The sequence below is a fragment of the Bacillus sp. DWP3-1 genome (assembly GCF_049896565.1).
Taxonomy (GTDB): Bacteria; Bacillota; Bacilli; order Bacillales; family Bacillaceae; genus Bacillus.
Genome location: NZ_JAFCUN010000006.1, coordinates 114,722 through 134,413 on the forward strand (window position 1 = coordinate 114,722; position 19,692 = coordinate 134,413).

At 42.2% G+C, this 19,692-nt stretch carries 20 protein-coding genes and 1 riboswitch; of the genes, 4 read left to right on the top strand and 16 right to left on the bottom strand.

All coding sequences use genetic code 11. The features are described from left to right. Positions 1–28 precede the first annotated feature (28 nt). A riboswitch (TPP riboswitch) is annotated at positions 29–132 on the bottom strand. 56 nt (positions 133–188) lie between these two features. Together ACP7A0_RS14110 and ACP7A0_RS14115 are read right to left on the bottom strand one after the other, a co-directional pair. Further along, positions 189–1,316, bottom strand: a complete 1,128-nt coding sequence (locus tag ACP7A0_RS14110; RefSeq protein ID WP_066031531.1) for a hypothetical protein — start codon at positions 1,314–1,316, stop codon at positions 189–191. 142 nt (positions 1,317–1,458) lie between these two features. Next, positions 1,459–2,115: a type 1 glutamine amidotransferase domain-containing protein gene (locus tag ACP7A0_RS14115; protein WP_060597611.1), complete on the bottom strand. Its 657-nt coding sequence runs from the start codon at positions 2,113–2,115 to the stop codon at positions 1,459–1,461. Positions 2,116–2,369: 254 nt separating this feature from the next. Here ACP7A0_RS14115 and ACP7A0_RS14120 point away from each other — a divergent pair, with 254 nt between their 5' ends. Next, entirely contained in the window at positions 2,370–2,534 is a 165-nt protein-coding gene (locus tag ACP7A0_RS14120; protein ID WP_003214630.1) for a hypothetical protein, read from the top strand. 33 nt (positions 2,535–2,567) lie between these two features. On the opposite strand, the gene ACP7A0_RS14125 is transcribed toward ACP7A0_RS14120, so the two are convergent. The 11 genes from ACP7A0_RS14125 to ACP7A0_RS14175 all read right to left on the bottom strand — a co-directional run bounded on the left by ACP7A0_RS14125 (position 2,568) and on the right by ACP7A0_RS14175 (position 12,886). Then, positions 2,568–2,939, bottom strand: coding sequence for a DUF1304 domain-containing protein (locus tag ACP7A0_RS14125; protein WP_034660494.1), 372 nt, complete (start codon positions 2,937–2,939; stop codon positions 2,568–2,570). 5 nt (positions 2,940–2,944) lie between these two features. Then, on the bottom strand, positions 2,945–3,199 hold the full coding sequence (locus tag ACP7A0_RS14130; protein ID WP_012011773.1) for an ORF6C domain-containing protein: 255 nt from the start codon (positions 3,197–3,199) through the stop codon (positions 2,945–2,947). Positions 3,200–3,407: 208 nt separating this feature from the next. Then, a complete protein-coding gene (locus tag ACP7A0_RS14135; RefSeq protein WP_106030689.1) occupies positions 3,408–5,789 on the bottom strand; it encodes an immune inhibitor A domain-containing protein in 2,382 nt (793 codons plus the stop codon). Positions 5,790–5,978: 189 nt separating this feature from the next. Beyond that, on the bottom strand, positions 5,979–6,272 hold the full coding sequence (locus ACP7A0_RS14140; protein WP_106048024.1) for a putative quinol monooxygenase: 294 nt from the start codon (positions 6,270–6,272) through the stop codon (positions 5,979–5,981). Between the two features lie 25 nt (positions 6,273–6,297). After that, positions 6,298–6,936, bottom strand: coding sequence for a nitroreductase family protein (locus ACP7A0_RS14145; protein ID WP_012011776.1), 639 nt, complete (start codon positions 6,934–6,936; stop codon positions 6,298–6,300). Between the two features lie 14 nt (positions 6,937–6,950). Next, positions 6,951–7,394 carry a MarR family transcriptional regulator gene (locus ACP7A0_RS14150; RefSeq protein ID WP_008345718.1) on the bottom strand — a complete coding sequence of 148 codons (444 nt, stop codon included), beginning with the start codon at positions 7,392–7,394 and terminating at the stop codon, positions 6,951–6,953. Positions 7,395–7,575: 181 nt separating this feature from the next. Then, positions 7,576–8,877 carry a pyrimidine-nucleoside phosphorylase gene (locus tag ACP7A0_RS14155; protein ID WP_375566615.1) on the bottom strand — a complete coding sequence of 434 codons (1,302 nt, stop codon included), beginning with the start codon at positions 8,875–8,877 and terminating at the stop codon, positions 7,576–7,578. Between the two features lie 25 nt (positions 8,878–8,902). Beyond that, entirely contained in the window at positions 8,903–10,084 is a 1,182-nt protein-coding gene (locus ACP7A0_RS14160; protein WP_375566617.1) for a NupC/NupG family nucleoside CNT transporter, read from the bottom strand. A 166-nt stretch (positions 10,085–10,250) separates the two neighbouring features. Continuing rightward, positions 10,251–10,922, bottom strand: a complete 672-nt coding sequence (gene deoC, locus ACP7A0_RS14165) for a deoxyribose-phosphate aldolase (protein ID WP_060597615.1) — start codon at positions 10,920–10,922, stop codon at positions 10,251–10,253. Between the two features lie 83 nt (positions 10,923–11,005). Continuing rightward, a complete protein-coding gene (locus ACP7A0_RS14170; protein ID WP_212040790.1) occupies positions 11,006–11,950 on the bottom strand; it encodes a sugar-binding transcriptional regulator in 945 nt (314 codons plus the stop codon). 60 nt (positions 11,951–12,010) lie between these two features. After that, positions 12,011–12,886, bottom strand: a complete 876-nt coding sequence (locus ACP7A0_RS14175; protein WP_426005542.1) for an aldose 1-epimerase family protein — start codon at positions 12,884–12,886, stop codon at positions 12,011–12,013. A 240-nt stretch (positions 12,887–13,126) separates the two neighbouring features. Here ACP7A0_RS14175 and ACP7A0_RS14180 point away from each other — a divergent pair, with 240 nt between their 5' ends. Next, positions 13,127–14,950, top strand: coding sequence for an acyltransferase family protein (locus ACP7A0_RS14180; protein WP_375566620.1), 1,824 nt, complete (start codon positions 13,127–13,129; stop codon positions 14,948–14,950). A 229-nt stretch (positions 14,951–15,179) separates the two neighbouring features. Here the strand turns inward: ACP7A0_RS14180 and ACP7A0_RS14185 are convergent, their stop codons facing one another. Continuing rightward, positions 15,180–16,277 (bottom strand): saccharopine dehydrogenase family protein, encoded by a 1,098-nt coding sequence (locus tag ACP7A0_RS14185; protein ID WP_426005544.1) that lies wholly within the window; start codon positions 16,275–16,277, stop codon positions 15,180–15,182. Beyond that, positions 16,274–16,981, bottom strand: coding sequence for a class I SAM-dependent methyltransferase (locus tag ACP7A0_RS14190; protein ID WP_095285599.1), 708 nt, complete (start codon positions 16,979–16,981; stop codon positions 16,274–16,276). Before ACP7A0_RS14190 ends, ACP7A0_RS14185 begins: the two co-directional genes overlap by 4 nt. A 129-nt stretch (positions 16,982–17,110) precedes the next feature. Here ACP7A0_RS14190 and ACP7A0_RS14195 point away from each other — a divergent pair, with 129 nt between their 5' ends. Beyond that, a complete protein-coding gene (locus tag ACP7A0_RS14195; protein ID WP_034660509.1) occupies positions 17,111–18,118 on the top strand; it encodes a helix-turn-helix transcriptional regulator in 1,008 nt (335 codons plus the stop codon). 36 nt (positions 18,119–18,154) lie between these two features. Here ACP7A0_RS14195 and yidA read toward each other — a convergent pair whose 3' ends face one another. Then, positions 18,155–18,967, bottom strand: a complete 813-nt coding sequence (yidA, locus tag ACP7A0_RS14200) for a sugar-phosphatase (protein ID WP_309415995.1) — start codon at positions 18,965–18,967, stop codon at positions 18,155–18,157. Positions 18,968–19,277: 310 nt separating this feature from the next. On the opposite strand from yidA, the gene ACP7A0_RS14205 reads away from it, so the two are divergent. Continuing rightward, the gene (locus ACP7A0_RS14205) at positions 19,278–19,637 is read left to right on the top strand and encodes a MerR family transcriptional regulator (protein ID WP_034660511.1); all 360 of its coding nucleotides are present in this window, start codon (positions 19,278–19,280) and stop codon (positions 19,635–19,637) included. Positions 19,638–19,692 lie beyond the last annotated feature (55 nt).

Below are 19,692 nucleotides of genomic sequence, written 5' to 3' on the forward strand. Positions count from 1 at the left end.
CTTCTTATCGATTCAATCATGAATAAGACAAGGTCCAGCTCCACTTCCCTCCGCTAGTACGAACTAGATCAGGTTCAAAGGGTCCAAGATTTCTTCTTGTCTCAGTCATACATGACTCCCCTAGTGGACTTTTGTCATTTAATTATCTTTACTCTACACATGTGGTGATTTGATGTCAACCACCTTTCTTAATTCAATGTTTTGATCGTTGGCAGCTTCTCGATCCCTGCGGCATAGTAAAAATTAAGGACACTGAAGAAATCAATTGGCTTTCCTGTTTTCAAATCAACAGCTAAAATATGATCACCGTAATTTGTCATATCATCAATATCTAAATACCTTGGCGTTTTCTTGCCAAGTGTATCTACAAAGGTATCGTGGTAATATTGACCGCTTGCATATGAAGATTGATGGTACATAAACAATGTCTCAACATCTAAGTAGACGAGAATGGCCTCTGAGGAGCTTGCATAAGGCGCTGAGTACGACACTGGAGCGGAAATGCTTTTCACTTTTACACTTGAAATTGAGTGGGTTCTTTGTTCGTATTTACCATCATAAGAGAAATAAAATACACGCTCCCATTCATAATCTGCTGTCTTCGATTGCTTGTTGTATACTTTTGCGCCATTTGCAAATACATCCCCATTTGCATACTCAGCTACAAAGTATTGTAAGGTTGACGATAGGGACACAGCCCCTGTGAAATTGGGCGGGTTTTTTGCATTCACTTGTAACGTGTAAGAGTCTCCGAAATCTCCACCGCTTGTGATACCGAATGCGTAGTCACCCGCTGGTAAGTTGGTCAAACCAAGGAGACTGCCTGCGGGCTGAATCAGGTCTGTCGGGTACGCTTGTCCTGTTTCATAATCAACAACAAATAATTGAACGAAATAGTCGGGATTTGAAGAGGTAATCCGGCTGATGAGTGCCTGAGGTGAAGACGTGCTTAAAAACCATAAATCAACTGGGTCGTCCTCTGATAAGACAACCGATTGGTTGATTGCTAGTCCATCAATGGAGCGAACGGCAGATGTACGCATCTTGCCGTCTTTAGCGGCTTTTCTTTTGATACTGATTCCATTTTTCTTATCTACTTTAAAAGATTTTTTCAGTTGCTTCTGTTGGATAGCGGTTCCTTCATCCTGCTTCAAAAACGACTCTTGCACTTGCTGAATGGCTTTTTCCGTCAGTGGTGACAATTTCCCATCTGATTTCGGTGCTTCTTCTGCTTTTAATGCTGGTGAAAATAAACCTGTTGTGACGAGTAAAATAGACAATAAAGCTGCAGTGATTTTCACATAAAATGCTCTCACAGGAACATCCCCTTTTTCCTTAATTGGGTTTTTTGCCCTGTTAATATTTTACCATTATTCTATTCATTGTTTTGGTCTTTTTTAGGACATCTTTATGACAAAAAAAACCAGCCGCATATATTACGACTGGTTTTTGATCATTTTATGAAATGGTTTTAACAAACAGGCGTGCTGTTTCTGCACTGGAACCTGGGTTTTGTCCAGTAATGATTTGCCCGTCAACTACAGCGAATGGTGCAAAGGCATCTCCTTTTTCAAACGCTGCCCCTTGCTCACGAAGTTTTGTTTCCAATAAAAATGGAACCTTTGATGTCAGCTGAACAGCTTCCTCTTCTTCGTTTGTGAAGCCTGTGATTTTTTTGCCTTCGATAAATGATTTGCCATCTTGATCCTTCACATCAACGAATGCTGAAACACCGTGACAAACAGCTCCGACTGCACCATTTTTGTCTGAAATGGCTAAGATTGCATCGGCTACCAATTGATTAGATGCAAAGTCGATCATTGGGCCGTGTCCTCCCGCAAAGAAGATGCCATCATAATCAGCTGGGTTCACATCTGTAAGCGCCTTTGTGTCTTCAAGTAATTCATATACATCTTGATATTGCGCTGGAACACCTTCTGGAATGGAATTTTTATCAATAGGGACAGTGCCTCCTTGAATAGAGACAATTTGGACATCTAGTTCATTTTCTTTAAAAATATGAAATGGCTCTGCCAATTCTTCTAGCCATAAGCCTGTTGGATGTCCGTTCATTTCCGAACTGCTTGTCGATACTAATAACACTTTCTTACTCATCTTGATCATCCTTTCGATATATCATATGGTTATTTTATATTTTGCACAATTAAATATCAAGCAATTAAACTTCAATGCAGCTCTTTATGGTATACCCGATTTTCTAAAAAATATGGCATGACATCAAATCTAATCAATATGTCACATTCTATTGGTAGGGAATTTCATGTAAAATTGTCATTGAGTGATATCATATGAGGTAAGATGGATAGACCTCTCGGATGTGAGGGGACTTTAAAAGGAGTGGAAAAGAGATGAAAACCTATTCGATTGTGATGATCATCATCACGCTCTGTATCATATTGGCCGTCTTTTTGATGAACCTAACAGGGGTCATGTATGGAAAAATTATTTTGGCTGTTGCCGTTGCTCTTTGTCTGACATCCATTATTCGTCTGATGGGTCTTCGAAAAAGATAAAAGCCGCCCTCACTAGGGCGGCTTTATTTATGGTTAAATTGCCAGGATAAGCGCAATTAATGCAAGAAGCGCTGGTACTCCTTGCTTGATGATGATTGATTTATTAGAGGTCACACCGCCAAATACCGCAGCGATGATCACACAAAGAATGAAAAATAGCTGAATCATATATCCAACAGTATTCGATCCGAGAATGAGCCCCCAAATGAGTCCTGCAGCTAAAAACCCGTTATAAAGCCCCTGATTGGCAAACATCACTTTTACATTTGGATCCTTTTGCAAGTGTTCTGGCAGCTTAAAGGATCTCTTTGCCATCTTTGATTCCATAAAAAACATTTCTAATAACATAATGACAATGTGTTCTAATGCGACAATTCCTACTAATATCATTGCTAAAATATTCAATTTAGTTAATTCCTTTCTGATAGACGATCACGAATCTCTATTTTATCCGTGTATAAATCAAAGTCTTGTATTAATTCAAGCGCTTCAGTAAACCGGCTTTGTGGAATGTCTTTCATTTTTCTCACACCGAATTCCTTTTTAATAAAAGCCATGATGGTATTGATATGAAGCTTACCGTGACCATCATACTCCAAATGGCTGCAAAAAGTCTGCATCGTCCCTCTAATCACCTTCAATTGCTTAGCAGTGACACAACTCATTGGTAACGCTCATCCTTTCCTTTGTTTTAACAGCTAAAAAAGAACCATGTATGAAAGAAAAACCTTCCAGTCTCTATTATATAATGATTTCATTCGGATATCAAAATAAAAAAGAACAGACATTCGACCAAAAAGCCGCCCTTTTCATCAAAAACATTTTATTACCATATCAAAAAGCCGGATTCAATGGTAGAATCCGGCTTTCTGTTTAGTTACTTTTAGAAATTAATACCTTTCCAACAGAACGATCCTTACTTTGTCCAACGACTTTAAAGGATAGACCGTATGTTGGTACATCACGCCCTGCATCTGGATTATTTGGATTCACATAATTCTTTTTATCACTAAATGTACGAGTCGGACGAATATAGCGATCTACCAACGTTAAGCCCGTTGTCGCTGTATAATCAATATTGAGCTTCGTACTTGGATTCAAAGAAAATGCTGCATCATGTACTTGGAAGCCTGTGGCAGCAATGGAGCCGTCACTCCACTTCAATACTTGCTGATCAGCATCTACTACCCCAAGGAAACCGTTCCCTGGGTGATTTCCTACCCAGTTATCACTATAGGATTGATCGACATACCACACGACCAAACCGTTATTATAGCTCATGAGGCTTGCCCCACGTTTGATATGCTTTAAGCCTTTATCAACGTCAGCATAAGAGCGCCACTCTAACAAATAATATTGGGGTGCATATTGTTTTCCATTAGATTTTGAGAATCCGTTAAAGGTGAAAGTAGACGTGCCCTCGGCATCATCTGACCACACTTTCGTCCCATCTGCTGTGATGTTTAAATCATCTACAAATAACCCTGGCAGTGAATAGCCTGCATCGGTTGTATAGCGGAATTGCAGGTCGATTTTCTTCCCTGCATAAGCAGAAAGATCAAAGGCTGCATCTACCCATCCGTCCGATTTTCCGTCAATTCCATTGCCTTCGTTCGCACCTGCTTCATTTCGATCATTCGTGATGTTACCAGCAATGGTCTTCCACTGATCAGTTCCTGTTTCACGTACTTCTACATACGCATAATCATAATCTTCTTCGATATCGTACCATGCTTTAAATGTAAGCTTTGCTTTGCTCCCCTTCGACAAATCGATACCTGTTGTTGTCATGGTCGCATTCAAATTGTCACCCGTTCCGCTGAAGTACGAATATTGTCCTTGAGCAGGTTTTGTGACCACAATCTCTTTATCTGGTAAATCCACTCGAACCGCATCATGATTCGTTCCTTTTGTTGCTGCTTCATCAATCAGCACTGTTTTGCTTTTCTTTAATGTTTTACCATCAATGGTTTGTCCAGTAAGCCAGTTACCACCATGCAAGTTTTGAAGCATTTCTTTCGCATATGGACTAAAGCCTGTTGGTTCCGTTCCAGGGACTTTACCTGCCCAGCTTCCGCTTGACATGATCGACCAGTATGAAACAGGCTCGCCTCCGCCTGTGTACTGTGTATCGTACTCATCAGGAAGACCAAGATCATGTCCAAATTCATGTGTGAACACGCCTGCCGCGCCATCTTCAGGTTCGATAGTGTAATCTAACGCACCTAATTTTCCGCCTTGCCCGACTTCAGATTCAGTGTTTGGAATTTCAAATACATCACCAAGTGACCAGCGGTGCGACCAAATCGCATTAGAGCCAAGTTGTCCGCCGCCAGCTTCTTCACCTACGCCAGCATGAACGACCATCAGATGGTCAATGATGCCGTCTGGTTCGTTATAAACGCCGTCTCCATCCATATCATAGCGGTCCCATTGATCATATTCACCGAGATCAATGTTCGGGTCTTTTGCTGCTGCTTCGAGTACTTCTTTCACCAATTCACGCGGTTTGCCGTCACTGCCTGATTCGTCTGGTACGTTTCCACCGTAATAGGCTGCTTCATGCTTAGCTGTATACCATCCTGCAACTGTTCCACTGATTGTGTAACTACCGCCGGACTGCTTTTCATAATATTGCTTCATGGATACTTTACGTTTACCATCTGGACCGATGTAGCCATTTTTTCCGAAAAGCATATCTTGATAGTGCTGTTGATTGTACTTGTCATAGTACATATCAGTCTCTTCTTTTTTAATACTATTATGCTTATAATCTTTAAAATCTACTAATAAAACCAATACCTTATCATTGCGAACATCGCCTTTATACTTTTCCTTTTTGACCGGTTTTACATGATTCCCTTCTTTTCCTTTATGCTTCTTTAACTTTTTCTTTTTGGCTAATTTGTTATGTACCTCTTGTTTGTATTCTTTCAGAAATTCAGGCTCTTCTGTTAAGGTGCTTGCACTTTGTTTCATGGCAGATTCTTCTTTTTTCTTTAGATATTTCTTTAATGCTTTTTGGGTTTCTGCCTCATTGGCATTTTTTTTGATCTTTCCTTGTTTTTTCAAGGCTTTGATGAGACGGTCTTCATTCACGACACTTGCGTCAAATGGAATACCTGAATAATGACCGCCATCTGAGGATGTTGATTTCTCTGTGGTGTGGGCAGATAGAGGGGTGCTGAAAGCTGCCAATGTGCCTAAACTGAGGACAGCTGTTAGTGCAATGCTCGTCCATTTCCCTTTTTTCATATTAGTTCCTCCCTAATTTGGTAATAAATAATATCTCATTCTAGCATATTCCAATATACTTAAGTCGAAAAACATTTTATTTTCAGAAACTTTGTGGAAAATGCACAATACGGGATTGAAATGGGTGGAACAAGGTGTCGAAAATAAAAGAACCCTAGACGATAACCGCCTAGGGTGTTTGTTGTTTTACTATGAAAGCTGCTGGCCTTGAAATGCAACAACGTCAAGTGGAGCGGCTAAGAATTCTTTTGCCTTCGCTACGAAAGCTTGGAAATGTGCACTTGCATTATGGCTCTGAACCGCAGCGTCATCTTTCCACACTTCTACCATTAAAAAGGTATTTTCCTTTTCTGTATCCTTGAACAGCTTGTAGGATACATTGCCTTCTTCAGCTTGTGAAGCTTTCATTAATGCATTGATTTCTTCTAGAAATACGTTTTCTTTTTCTGAATGAATGGTCATCCCTGCATGAATAATAATCATATGATCGTCTCCTTTTTAAAAGATATTATTTCCACTCTGTAATGCGTTCAATCGGTAAGCGGTAAGATGCATAACCTTCGTCAGCAGCTTTCCCAATTGATAACAGCATCACTGGTACATAACGTTCTTTATCCCAGCCAAATGTTTCAGCGATGACTTCTTTATCAAATCCGCCAATTGGATTTGTATCATAGCCGTGTGCACGTGCTGCAAGCATAAGCTGCATAGACACAATTCCACCGTCAATTAAGATTGTTTCGCGATTGACTTGCTCTGGAAGAACCTCAAAGTGTGCAGTTAGTGCAGCAATTTGTCTTTCTTTCACTTCTTGCGGCATGTAGCCATGCTCTACTGCTTTTGAATAAATTTCATCTAAGTATTCATTGCTTTTCATATCTGCAAATACTGCAATGACAGCTGCTGATGTTGACACTTGAGTTTGGTTGAATTTTGCAAGTGGTGCAAGCTTTTCTTTTCCTTCTGGGCTGTCAATGACCATAAAGCGCCAAGGCTGTGCATTCACTGATGATGGTGCCGTTGTTGCTTCTTCTAAAATCTCTGCCATTTCTTCTTTGCTGATTTTCACAGCTGGGTCATAGTTACGAATAGAGCGGCGCCCTTTCATAATTTCCATAAAATCGTTTGTTTTTAATGTTGTAGCCATGTTGCAACACTCCTTTAGGTTGTTTGAATCTTTTCGATGTTTTGTTGTATACGGATGAGCACATCAGTGAGAAGCTTTCGTTCTTCGTCACTTACGTTTTCAAGCATTTCTGAGATAAATCGTTCTTTTTCTTTTTTAGAAGCTTCGATTCTCGTTCTGCCTTCTTCTGTCAGACGAACAAGTGTGACTCGATTATCTTCTGGCTTTCTTCTGCGCGTAACCATTCCTTTTGTTTCTAACTGTTTTAAGTGACGCGTCACAGCCGCACTGTCAATATTTACTTTTTTCTGCAAATCTGACTGGCTGATTTCGTCGGCTTGGAATAACAGTGATAGCAACTCTAGTCTTGATTGGCTGATGCCCGTGCATGCTTCGAACTTCACACCCATCATACGGTTCACGCACTGCAAACGGTATAATACCTCTGCTTCTTCAGAGCAAAATGCAGTCAATGCCATCCCCTCTTTTCTATTCAGATCAATTAGTTGATATATCAATCATTGACTCGTCAACTAATATACACCCATTATTTGATGATTGCAAGAGGTTTGTTTCATAAAGTGAAATTTTTTATCTCAATAGAAAAAGAAATGAACAAAAAAAGGACAAAAGCGACGAAGCACTTTTGTCCTTTTTCCTTTATTCTGTGATCACAGTGTGAATGAGAGTTGGTGCATCAGCATGATCTGCGATGCGGATGTTGTCATAAATTTTTTCCATGACATTCGCAACATCTTTACGATTTGCATGAAGTGTCACGAGTGAATCTCCTTTTTCAACACGATCGCCGACTTTTTTGTTCAGCATGATGCCGACAGATAGGTCGATCTCGTCCTCTTTTGTTGCACGTCCTGCTCCAAGAATCATCGCTGCAACACCGATTTCGTCTGCGACGATTTCAGCAACCACACCTGATTCTTTTGCAGGAACGTCGATTTGGTAAGGGGCTTGCGGCAGTTTTTCCGGCTGATCCACAATCGAGCCGTCTCCACCTTGATTTTCTAAGAATTCCTTGAATTTCTCAAGTGCTTTGCCGTTTTTCATGACTTCAATTAGCTTTTCTCTTGCTTCATCAAGTGTCTCTGCTTTTTTCGCAAGAACAACCATTTGACTTCCTAATGTGAGCACAAGCTCGTTTAAGTCTTCAGGGCCTTCGCCTCTAAGCGTGTCAATCGCTTCTTTCACTTCAAGGGAATTTCCAATCGCTAATCCTAGCGGCTGAGACATATCAGAGATGACAGCCATCGTTTGTCTGCCTACGTTGTTTCCAATGCGAACCATTGCTTTTGCAAGCTTCTCAGAGTCTTCAGGTGTTTTCATGAAAGCACCTGCGCCCGTTTTCACATCTAGTACGATTGCATCTGCACCAGCAGCAATCTTCTTACTCATAATAGAGCTTGCAATAAGCGGGATGGAGTTAACGGTTCCTGTCACATCACGAAGGGCATAAAGCTTTTTATCCGCTGGTGTCAGGTTGCCTGATTGACCAATGACCGCTACTTTATGACGGTTTACAAGCTCGATGAATTCGTCTTTTGTAATTTCTACGTGGAAGCCTTTTACCGCTTCAAGCTTGTCCACTGTACCGCCTGTATGTCCAAGGCCGCGGCCAGACATTTTCGCAACAGGTACATCAAGTGCAGCCACAAGAGGAGCAAGTACAAGCGTTGTTGTATCGCCTACACCGCCTGTTGAGTGCTTGTCTACTTTAATACCCTCAATGGCAGACAGGTCAATCGTGTCTCCTGAGTTCGCCATAGCGAGCGTTAAGTCTGCACGTTCTTGATCCGTCATATCTTGGAAGAAAATCGCCATAGCCAAGGCACTTGCTTGGTAGTCGGGAATTGTTCCGTCTGTATATTCTTTGACAAAGAAAGAAATTTCCTCTGAAGATAATTCTTTTCCGTCACGTTTTTTCGCAATGATATCTACCATTCTCATTGTTTTCACCATTCCTTTTTTTAAATTAGTAAATCAAACCGACAACGCCTGCTGTTAAGAAGCTGACAAGTGTTGCACCGAATAACAGCTTTAATCCAAAGCGTGCGACAACGTTCCCTTGTTTTTCGTTTAAGCCTTTGACTGCTCCAGCAATGATACCGATAGAAGAGAAGTTCGCAAATGACACAAGGAATACAGAAATGATCGCTTCTGTACGAGCACTGAAATGCACACTATCTCCATTTAGAGCAAGCATTGCCACAAATTCGTTAGATACCATTTTCGTTGCCATAATGCTTCCTGCTTGTACGGCTTCGCTCCAAGGTACACCGATAAGGAAAGCAAATGGAGCAAACACATATCCAAGTACATCTTGGAAAGAAACACCGATGACAGCTGTAAAGATTCCATTAATCATCGCAATTAATGCAACGAATCCAATCAACATCGCAGCGACAACAATCGCTACTTTGAAACCATCCATAATATATTCGCCAAGCATTTCAAAGAAGGATTGCTTTTCTTCTTCAACGACTTCGAGCATGTCTTCGTCCTTAGCTACTTCATATGGATTGATAATAGACGCAATAATAAATCCACCAAATAGGTTCAGCACAAGTGCTGTGACCACGTACTCTGGTTTAATCATTTGCATGTACGCACCGACAATAGACATCGATACTGTCGACATCGCAGATGCACATAATGTATAAAGACGCTGCTGAGGTAACAATCCAAGCTGCTTCTTAATAGAAATAAACACTTCTGATTGTCCTAAAATCGCAGACGCTACTGCGTTGTAAGATTCTAGTTTCCCCATACCGTTTACTTTGCTAAGCAAATAACCGATTCCGCGTACGATAAGCGGAAGGATACGCCAATGCTGCAAAATACCGATCAATGCCGAAATAAAGACGATCGGCAGTAAGACGTTGATGAAGAAAGTTGACGCATTATCATTCATTAACCCGCCAAATACGAAGTTGATTCCTTCGCCGGCATAGCCTAGAAGCATTTGGAATCCTTTTGCAAAGCCGCCGACTAGGAAGTTTCCAACACCTGTATTGAGCAGAATATAACCTAAAATAAATTGCAGTACAATCATGACAAATACTGGACGGAATTTTACTCGTTTTTTCCCGTTACTAGCCAGCCATGCAATGGCGAGAATCACCAGCAAACCGATGATACCAATCACGTATTTCATGTTTTTCCTCCTCGAATGAATTCGTTTACATTAATGCGCTTGTATGGAACAAACCCTATTTAGTAAACAAAGTGCGGAAGAAATTCCCAGAAGTGAGATCCTTCCGCATATGACTTTTTCATCATTTATGAGTCACGAATGTTATCCTACCATAGGATCGTATGAATTAATAGTCTTTCGAAGGAGCTGATTGGTCCCCTTTGATAATAGAAACGCCTGCACTCGCACCAATGCGGGTAGCGCCTGCAGCTGTCATCGCTTCAACGTCCTCTTTTGTTCTCACGCCGCCTGATGCTTTCACACCAATGTCAGGTCCAACTGTTTTACGCATTAATGCGATATCCTCAGCTGTTGCACCGCCTGTACTAAATCCAGTCGATGTTTTCACAAAATCAGCGCCAGCTTTTACTGAAAGCTCACAAGCTTTGACTTTTTCTTCATCTGTTAATAAACAAGTTTCAATGATGACTTTCACTAAGGCTTTGCCTTTTGCTGCGTCTACAACTGCACGAATATCTTGTTCAACTGCATCATATTCGCCGTCTTTCAATGCCGCGATATTGATGACCATGTCCACTTCAGTTGCACCGTTTTCAATTGCATCATTTGTTTCGAATGCTTTCACTGCTGTTGTGTTTGCACCTAACGGGAAACCGATGACTGTACATACATCAACGCCTGTTCCTGCTAGTTCCTTCGCTGCAAGAGATACCCAAGTTGGATTCACACAAACGGATGCAAATTGATGAGTTTTTGCTTCTTCAAGTAACTGCATAATGGCAGCTCTAGATGTATCTGGTTTTAGTGCTGTATGATCAATGAGCTTTGCTATCGTCATGCTTACACTTCCTTTTAATTATGATACTTTCATCATATATGACCGATGAACATTTGTAAACATAGTTATGAAATTTTGTTCATCTATTTTGTGACATTTAAAAGAGCCTTTGCTGTATGCTGATCAATAATCAATACGTTCGCATATTTTCCTCTTAGTGCCCCGTGGATAGAAGCAACCTTGCGATGTCCACCAGCGACAAGAATGGAGCGTTCTTTTGTCCTTAAATCATCAAGCTCCACACCAATAGTGCGGTTGTTAATCGCTTCACTGCAAATGCGCCCTCCCTGATCATAAAAGCGCGAACAGATGTCTCCGACGCTGGATGCTTTGAGCAGCGCTTTTTCTTCTTCACGGAAATAACCAAGTCTAAACAAAAGTGCTTCATCTCTTACCGTTCCAACAGTAAACACAGCAATATTCGCCTGTTTCCCCATTTCAATGATGCGCTGAATATGTCTGTCCTGCTCAACCATCTCCTTGACGGCAGCACTGTCAAATACGACAGGAAGCGGCAAATAGCGCGGTGCTGTTTGAAAGGCCTCAGCAAACAGCTGGATGGTTTCCGCAGAATATGTATTCACATGGGAGTGGCTGATCCCACCCTTCAGCTGGACAACCTCCACACCTTTGACCTGTTTAGGTTGCATCTTTTGGGCAATTTGATACATGGTGGTTCCCCAGCTCACACCAACGATATCACCGTCTTTCACTGTGTCTTGCAAGTACTCGGCACCAAATTGGCTCAAGTATTCGGTAATAGTTGGATAATCATCTTTGGGCGAAAACACCACATGAGCTTCGAGCAGGTCATATTTTTCCTTAAGCAATGAAGATAGCTCATTTAAGTCTTCAAATGGGTCCATTACCGTTATCTGGACGTACCCCTTCTCCTTCGCATATTGAAGCAGCCGAGACACAGTTGGTCTCGACAGGTCGAGTTGTTTGGCAATTTCCTGCTGGCTGTAATCCGATAAATAATAAAGCCTTGCCGCTTCAATACTCAGTTGTTGTTTCTCCCGATCCATTCGTACGCCTCCTTTTTTCTTCTATCATAACAAAATGTTCATCTTATCATGCACAAATGTTCATTTGAAGAAAATCGTATAGGCGGCTTGGAAGGTTTCATTCTTCTCTAAAGTTTGAATACCGAACTTTTCCTTGTACTGCCCATTCGCCCCTTCAACATCGGCAATACCGTACCAAGGCTCAATACATACAAATGGAGCCATTGTGCCTTTTTCTTTATTATAAGGTGACCAAATACCAACAAACGGAAAACCAGTGAGATCAACCTCAACCCCGTGACCTGCCTGAGAAATCAATGACACTCGATTGATATGACTATAGATCATCGCATCATGCTGAAAAAGCTCTGGTCGAAGCTGAATCGGTTCAAGTTGAATGCCTTTTTCTTTCTCCCTGACAAGTGAATTTTTTAGTTCATATTGGACAGGAAGATACTCAGTGGAAGGGGTCAATGTCAGGTAGTAATCTGCTGTGCGCTCACCTTCAACAAGCGGGACATGAAATGCGGGGTGCCCTCCAATGGAGAAATACATCGTGTCATCTCCGTCATGATCAATTTCCCAGGAAATCGTCAGACCATTTTCCGACAGCTCGTATCGAATACGGGCTGTAAATTCATAAGGATACTGCTCGATGTGGCGGCCTTTTGATTCATATTGAAAGGTCACCGTATGTTTCGTTTCTTCATATAAATCAAAATCAACATCCCGCAAGAATCCATGCTGCGCAAGCTCATAGGTTTGATCACCTATCTTGTATTGGTCATTCTTTAATCGTCCGACAATTGGAAATAAGACTGGCGACACCCTGCCCCAATAAGCAGGATCGCCAGACCACATATAGTGACGTCCGCTTTCCTTGTGAAGCACCTCTGTGACCTCGGCACCTCTCTCATTGACCTGAATCAATAACTGATCATTTTCAATCGTTCTCATTCCACACATCCCCTTTCCTTCTCTTTTATTATGACAGGGATTTTGGTTTTGAGTATAAAAATAAGGCAGCCTTCCAGGCCATCAATTCTTTCTTTATATAAAAATTTTAAAAAAAGACAGAAATTCGCCAACAAAATGTGATGCTGATCCGTCTAATCTTATATAAAATAAAAGAATCGTTGTTCTTTTGGAATGACAACAAAAAAGAAGCGTTTTGACATAAATGGGGGATTCATTTTCATGAACAGCAAGGAAAATCGTTTACGTTATATATTAGGATTAGATGGGCTGAGGGCTGTTGCTGTATTGGCAGTCATTGCTTATCACTTACATATCGGACCTGCAAGCGGCGGGTTTCTTGGCGTTGATTTGTTTTTTGTGATTTCTGGATACTTGATTACGACGATCTTGTTACATAAGCAGGATCTGGGCTATCAAGAGCTTTTACCATTTTGGATGGGCCGGATCAGAAGGCTTCTTCCAGCTGCTTACGTGATGATTTTTTTAACCGTCAGCTGGTGTGCGATTGCGGGTTCGAATGCACTATTGTCCATTCGTGGCGATGCCTTATCGTCCTTTTTTTATGTCAGTAACTGGTGGTACATCTTCCATCAGCTGTCTTATTTTGATAGCTTCAACGCTGTATCTCCACTGAAAAATTTGTGGTCTTTGGCGATAGAAGAGCAATTTTATATCATTTGGCCGATTCTATTGATTGCAGGGCTAAAATGGGTGAAAAATAGATCCCATCTGCCAATGATCACCTTTGGCCTTGCACTTGTCTCCGCCTTATGGATGGCGATTCTTTATTCACCAGATACCGATCCAAGCAGAGTTTATTACGGAACAGATACTCGTGCATTTGCGCTTCTGATCGGGTGCAGCCTGGCTTTTGTATGGCCCATGCAAAGACTGTCCAGCAAAAAGTTACTTCCTGTTGGCAGACGTATTTTACATATCGCTGGTTTTGGTTCGTTTGCGGTTTTTCTTCTATGTGTTTATGCAGTGGACGAATTTGACGGCTTCCTCTATCAGGGAGGCATGCTTTTATTCTGTCTTAATGCAGCGATTTTAATTGCGTGCATCTGCCACCCTGCAAGTCTTTTGGGAAAATGGCTCTCCTATCAGCCGCTCGTCTGGCTCGGAAAGCGTTCTTATAGTATTTATCTGTGGCATTATCCCATCATCGTGCTGACCACCCCTGTCATTGAAATTGGACAGCCTTCTATGGGGCGTGTCGCATTGCAGATCATGGCCATTTTACTCATTGCAGAGGCCTCTTACCGCTTCATCGAACAACCGATTCGCCGGAATGGCTTCAGACAATATTTTGCCTCTTGGTCTATTTGGAAAAAGGGATTCAAACAATGGTCTACGTCTCATAAAGTGTTCCTTGGAATCGCAGCAGCTCTTTTGATCTTATTTACCATTGGCATGTCCAGTTCGTCCCATACGTCCCCACATGCCAAGGAAGTGACACAAATTAAGACGGCACCGAAAAAAGCAGGAGACTCTGCGGAACCAAAAGCTAAGAAAAAGAAAGAAAAACACGAGAAGAAAGCAGCAGATCAGAAACAGTTTCACCAAATTCTTGCTATTGGTGATTCCGTCATGCTGGACATTGCGCCGAATCTTGAAAAAGCATATGCACAAATCACCATCGATGCAAAGGTTGGCAGACAAATGAACGAAGCCGTCAGCATCGCTCCTCAATATGCTTCATTTAATCAATCTGATGCCGCTGTTATTATTGAGCTTGGCACGAATGGCTATTTTACTGAGGGCACATTGACAGCATTCATTCAACAATTTTCAAAGGCGCACATTTTCCTTGTGAACACAAGAGTCCCAAGGTCTTGGGAAAATGATGTGAATGCAGTCATTCAGCGAGTGGCCGATCAATATTCCAATGTGACCCTTGTCGATTGGCATTCAGCCGCTACTGGACAGCCCTCTTATTTTCAGCCGGATGGTGTTCACCTTTCAACAAAAGGCTCTGACACATTGACACAGCTCATTACAGCGAGCATCAAGAAAAAAGGAGATGTGTCATCTTCATCATAAAAAGACTAGCATCCTGCTAGTCTTCTCAGATTGTTGACAAAGGGCTAAAATGATCTTCATTTTAGCCTTTTGTCTTCTTTTCAGCGTGATAGAAAACCTTTGCAGTCTAGGAAGGACGAGTACCGGAGCGGAGCGAATTTAACATTCGTGAGCACCGGCACGCAGGACTGACACCGAATGCGAGGGTTTGTCTACACGCTGAGAAGACTAGCATTCTGCTAGTCTTCTTTTATTCCGTCAAAAGGATGGCTCTAACCGCTAACACCCGCTTTTCCTTCGTTGTTTGATCCACCAAAGCAAAATCACCGTTCTCATACGCTAGAGAAAATACTTCTTTGATATGAAAAACACCTGTCTGAAACCGCCTGTTCAATAAATGCAGAGCCGCTGCAATGGCGACTTGAGCTGTTGCTTGAGACTCATCGCGTCCTTTTATTCCAAGCGCTGCTTGATGAATCTTGTTCCCATCCATTCCTGTAGCCTCCACTTTCACTGCATATTGATCTGTTCCCATTTGAGCAGATTGAATCATGGAAATGGCTCGTTTCTTGATTTTCGGCACAGTGAGAAGGGACGTCATTCCGAGACTCCTTGTGAAGGCAAATGCACGCGTTGCCGCGCGGGAATCAAAACAGAGCCTTGTCGTCACAGAAGGCACGCGGAGCGTCGAAGGCAATGTCTGCTGATCAGAGAAGGGGAACTGATAGGCATGCCGCTTTCCAAGACTTCCACCAAAGTCTATCCGTTTACCTCCAGTAAAGCTTTTGACTCTTTTACGCTGATGATGCTTAGTAAGCACATAGTCAGTATGGACATGATCAAGCGTCCATTCAATAGCGGCTTTTCCATGCTGATCACCCAACCCAAGCATAATCCCTATATCTATTTGATTCACTGATGAGAGCATAGATGCTGCTTTCGCTGCCAATAAATTCGTAAGGCCAGGCGCAAGCCCGACACTGAGCAAAGCCGTTGCACCGATGTGCCGCTGATCCAGCTTTGCCACCTGTTCCATGTACGTTCCCTTTGCGGAGATATCTATATAATCAATGCCTGACCGCAGAACTGCTTCAGCAAATGACGGTTCTTCTTGATCAAGGCACATGATCACCAGCTTTGTTTTATCCATCCAGTCCGAAAATAACGGCTCACTGACATCTAGTTGATAAGGACGAACCTTCCCTTTTGTGTGGCGTGAAAATTTCTCTGCCTTCTCATAGCTTCTGCCTGCCGCAACAATTTGCCCGGGATACACTTCGCTTAACTGTAGACATATTTGCTGTCCAACATGTCCATAGCCGCCAATCACCATCACCTGTGATCTCATTTCTCATCCGCCTCTCTTCGACCTCGCTTGCAAACAAGCCCTTTGATCATTCCTGCCTGAAAATAAGGTCTGATGTCTTCAAATCCCGCTTTGATTAAATGCTCTCTTATCTCTTCCTCAGGAACAGGGTGTGTCGCGTGTCCCAGCCTGTTTTTAAAGGATGTAAACACTTCTTTTTCTAGACCCTGCCGCTGCATGAAAAGAGAAAGCATGAAAAGCTCCTGTTGAAATGTATGGGACTTCATCTCTCCCTGTATAAATGCCAACACAAGCGGTGCATCTGGTTGAAGCCTGCGGGCAATCTCCTTTAAAAAGGGCTGGCGCTTTTCTATAAAATGAATCACAAGCAAACTCATCGCTGCATCGTAAACAGGTTCAGCAGAAACCTTATCTAATACGGTCTCATGCCATGTAACACGCGCCTCCATCTGAAGCTGTCCAACTCGCTGTTTCGCCATATCCAGCATAGAAGGTGACGGATCGATTCCTGTGATAAGCCAGTCTTCTTTTCTTTGAAGCATGTTGATGATCTCTTCGCCCCCGCCCGCTCCAACAGTCAAAATGCGAGAAGCCGCTCCCTTTACTTCAGTTTCTAATACGTCTATTGTCAACTCATGCAATAGCTGATAGCCGGGTACTTTATGAGCAATCGTGGCTGCGTATGATTCAGCTACGGGATCGTGCCAATGCTGGTTTCCTTTCATGTCCTTCTCCTCCAGTTCCTTTCCGCTTTACATCGTTTCCTGTACACTAACGGTATGACATCTTTATTGTAAAAAGAGACATCAAAAAACACGATCCCTAAAAGTGGGGATTTTTGAGGAGGAGATCATGTGACCAATCCAGCCACTCATTTTCAGCAGCTGAGACAACACATTCGGGACGAGCTTGCTGCCGTCCTTGATTTTGATGCCGCCTGTATCACGACCATTGATCCAGCCACTCTCCTCTCGACAGGTTCCTTCACAGATGAACCGATTGAAGAAATTCATGATCAGCTGTTTCAAAATGAGTTCTTAAAAAAGGACGTGCATCAACATGAGTCTCTAGCCAAAGGCCCTATTCATGCTGCGAGCTTAGTCCAAAGCGGGGAATATCTCAACAGTGATCGCTACAGAGACATTTTGTTGCCTAAAGGATGGTCTGATGAATTGCGGGCAGCCCTTGTGATTCAAGGAGAATGCTGGGGTATTGCCAGCCTATATCGTCTAAAGGACAAGGAACCTTTTCAAGAACAAGATATCCGAGCGGTCTTCGAACAAACGCCCAGACTCGCAGCCAAGCTAAGAGATGAACTTTTCAAGAAAAGAGATACTGAAGAGGATGACGCAGCGGAGCAACAAGGTTTCCTCATTCTCTCACACGATTACAATCTTCTTTATGGAAATGAGACAGGGCTTCATTGGCTTCATACATTTCAAGCCTTTGAACAAATCCATGACAAGGCGACCATGCCGCGCCCGTTCAGAGCATTAGGGGCTAAACTTTTATACGGAGGTATCGACCAAACAGCGGCAAGCATGACGAGAATGCCTACGGGGCTGTTTCTCTCTCTTCAAGCATTTCGATTAGCGCAGGCAGCCGGGCAGGAAGAGGCTGTCATGATTCACATCAAGAGAGCCCAAACAAATGATATTCTTCCTTATGCGGCAAAAACGTACCGGCTGACAGAAAGAGAGATGAACGTCCTCGACTGCTTATTAAAGGGACAGTCTACAAAGGAAATCGCCAGTACTTTATTTATTTCAACCCATACCGTCCATGATCATGTGAAGGCGATGCTGCAAAAGACAAATTTGAGCAGCAGACGGATGCTTGTTTACTTTTTCTCTCACATATAAAAAAGCGGCTACCTCACTGGTAGACCGCTTTTTTGTTTATTTTCCTATAACTAACTCATGCAGGACATGTGCTACTCCGGCTTCATTATTGGATTTTGTCACAACATCCGCTACTGCTTTGACATCATCAATGGCATTTCCCATGGCAACGCCGCAGCCCGCAAATTCCAGCATCGATACGTCGTTCCCATTGTCACCAATGGCCATGACCTCTTCACGAGCAATTCCCAGCTCTTTCGCTAGAAGCTTCACGGCGTTTCCTTTGCTGACTTCAGGATGCAGTATTTCAAGGAAGAAATCTGTGCTTTTCACCATCATGTACTTGTCTTTTACTTCAGATGGAATGGCTTGTATCGTCTTTTCCAACCGTTCTGGCTGATCAATATACATCATCTTCGGAAGTCTCATTGAAGGATCTGCCTCTTCAACAGGTAAATATTTAAGCGGCAGCTTTGTTAAATAAGATTCAAGTACTGTGTATTCACTAATATCACGATTCGGTGTGTACAAATGAGCGGAATCGAAATAATGCATCGGTGTATCGAGCTCACGGCTCAGCTCATATAAAGAAGTCAAATCATCATAGGATAATGTCAGTTCTGACACCACTTCATTTGTATGGCTGTTTTGGACAAGCGCCCCATTGTAGGCAATCACATAGTCTCCTTCTTGATTGAGCTGAAGATCATCTAGATAGCGATTCACTCCACCAATAGGTCGTCCTGTACATAATACAATCTTAACTCCCTCTGCCTTCGCCTGTTGAATGGCCTCAAACACCTCAGCTGTCACCATATGTTGATCATTTAATAACGTACCATCCATATCAATTGCAACTAATTTATACATTCACTGGTCCCCTTTTCTCAGCAAAAAACGTGCTGTCACTATTTTGAGCCATCATCTATATGATGACAGGCTATATCATTACTATTTACCTATTTTAGCCTATCGTTTTTTCATCACGCTGTCTACTTGTTCTCACCTGTAACAAAATTGTCATCTGCCTACTCTATTATATCGTATTCTATTCATCCTGCTTTAAACAGAGTTTGTGCCCTTTTCCAATGGGAAAATGAAAACAAATGTTCACGACTGAACATTTTGAAACTAGCAAATCTAATTGTATGATGGATAGCAAAGAAAGGAGGTGCAGGGAATGATTACGTTTACTAGAGGTAAATTGTCAAAACTGTCTGGTGTGCATATTGAAACCATTCGTTTTTACGAAAATGAGGGTGTGCTCCCCGAACCAAAGAGAGCACATAACGGCTATCGTTTATATGATAAAAAATATGTACTCATGCTTTCCTTTATCACAGAAGCAAGAAAGCTAGATTTCTCACTCAAAGAAATTCGCGAAATTATCAAATCACTATTTGAAAAACAATCAAAAACAGAAGCTGAACAGCTGCTCGAACAAAAAGTTGAGGATATTCAACACTCCATTCAAGAGTTAAAGAAGAGGAAGGCTGCCATTCAATTGTTAACAAAACAAACATTAGCGGACATCAGCTAATTGTAAGGGCTGCCAAAAATGTGCCGGTGTTTGCCACTGGCACCCCTCTCCGCCC

Coding starts and splice junctions, on each gene's coding strand:
- ACP7A0_RS14160 (WP_375566617.1), bottom strand. CDS start 10,084: ATGAAATACGTGATTGGTATCATCGGTTTGCTGGTGATTCTCGCCATT.
- ACP7A0_RS14175 (WP_426005542.1), bottom strand. CDS start 12,886: ATGAGAACGATTGAAAATGATCAGTTATTGATTCAGGTCAATGAGAGA.
- ACP7A0_RS14115 (WP_060597611.1), bottom strand. CDS start 2,115: ATGAGTAAGAAAGTGTTATTAGTATCGACAAGCAGTTCGGAAATGAAC.
- ACP7A0_RS14130 (WP_012011773.1), bottom strand. CDS start 3,199: ATGAGTTGTGTCACTGCTAAGCAATTGAAGGTGATTAGAGGGACGATG.
- ACP7A0_RS14135 (WP_106030689.1), bottom strand. CDS start 5,789: ATGAAAAAAGGGAAATGGACGAGCATTGCACTAACAGCTGTCCTCAGT.
- ACP7A0_RS14120 (WP_003214630.1), top strand. CDS start 2,370: ATGAAAACCTATTCGATTGTGATGATCATCATCACGCTCTGTATCATA.
- ACP7A0_RS14140 (WP_106048024.1), bottom strand. CDS start 6,272: ATGATTATTATTCATGCAGGGATGACCATTCATTCAGAAAAAGAAAAC.
- ACP7A0_RS14190 (WP_095285599.1), bottom strand. CDS start 16,981: ATGAAAGGAAACCAGCATTGGCACGATCCCGTAGCTGAATCATACGCA.
- ACP7A0_RS14145 (WP_012011776.1), bottom strand. CDS start 6,936: ATGGCTACAACATTAAAAACAAACGATTTTATGGAAATTATGAAAGGG.
- yidA (WP_309415995.1), bottom strand. CDS start 18,967: ATGTATAAATTAGTTGCAATTGATATGGATGGTACGTTATTAAATGAT.
- deoC (WP_060597615.1), bottom strand. CDS start 10,922: ATGACGATAGCAAAGCTCATTGATCATACAGCACTAAAACCAGATACA.
- ACP7A0_RS14170 (WP_212040790.1), bottom strand. CDS start 11,950: ATGGATCGGGAGAAACAACAACTGAGTATTGAAGCGGCAAGGCTTTAT.
- ACP7A0_RS14150 (WP_008345718.1), bottom strand. CDS start 7,394: ATGGCATTGACTGCATTTTGCTCTGAAGAAGCAGAGGTATTATACCGT.
- ACP7A0_RS14180 (WP_375566620.1), top strand. CDS start 13,127: ATGAACAGCAAGGAAAATCGTTTACGTTATATATTAGGATTAGATGGG.
- ACP7A0_RS14155 (WP_375566615.1), bottom strand. CDS start 8,877: ATGAGAATGGTAGATATCATTGCGAAAAAACGTGACGGAAAAGAATTA.
- ACP7A0_RS14205 (WP_034660511.1), top strand. CDS start 19,278: ATGATTACGTTTACTAGAGGTAAATTGTCAAAACTGTCTGGTGTGCAT.
- ACP7A0_RS14185 (WP_426005544.1), bottom strand. CDS start 16,277: ATGAGATCACAGGTGATGGTGATTGGCGGCTATGGACATGTTGGACAG.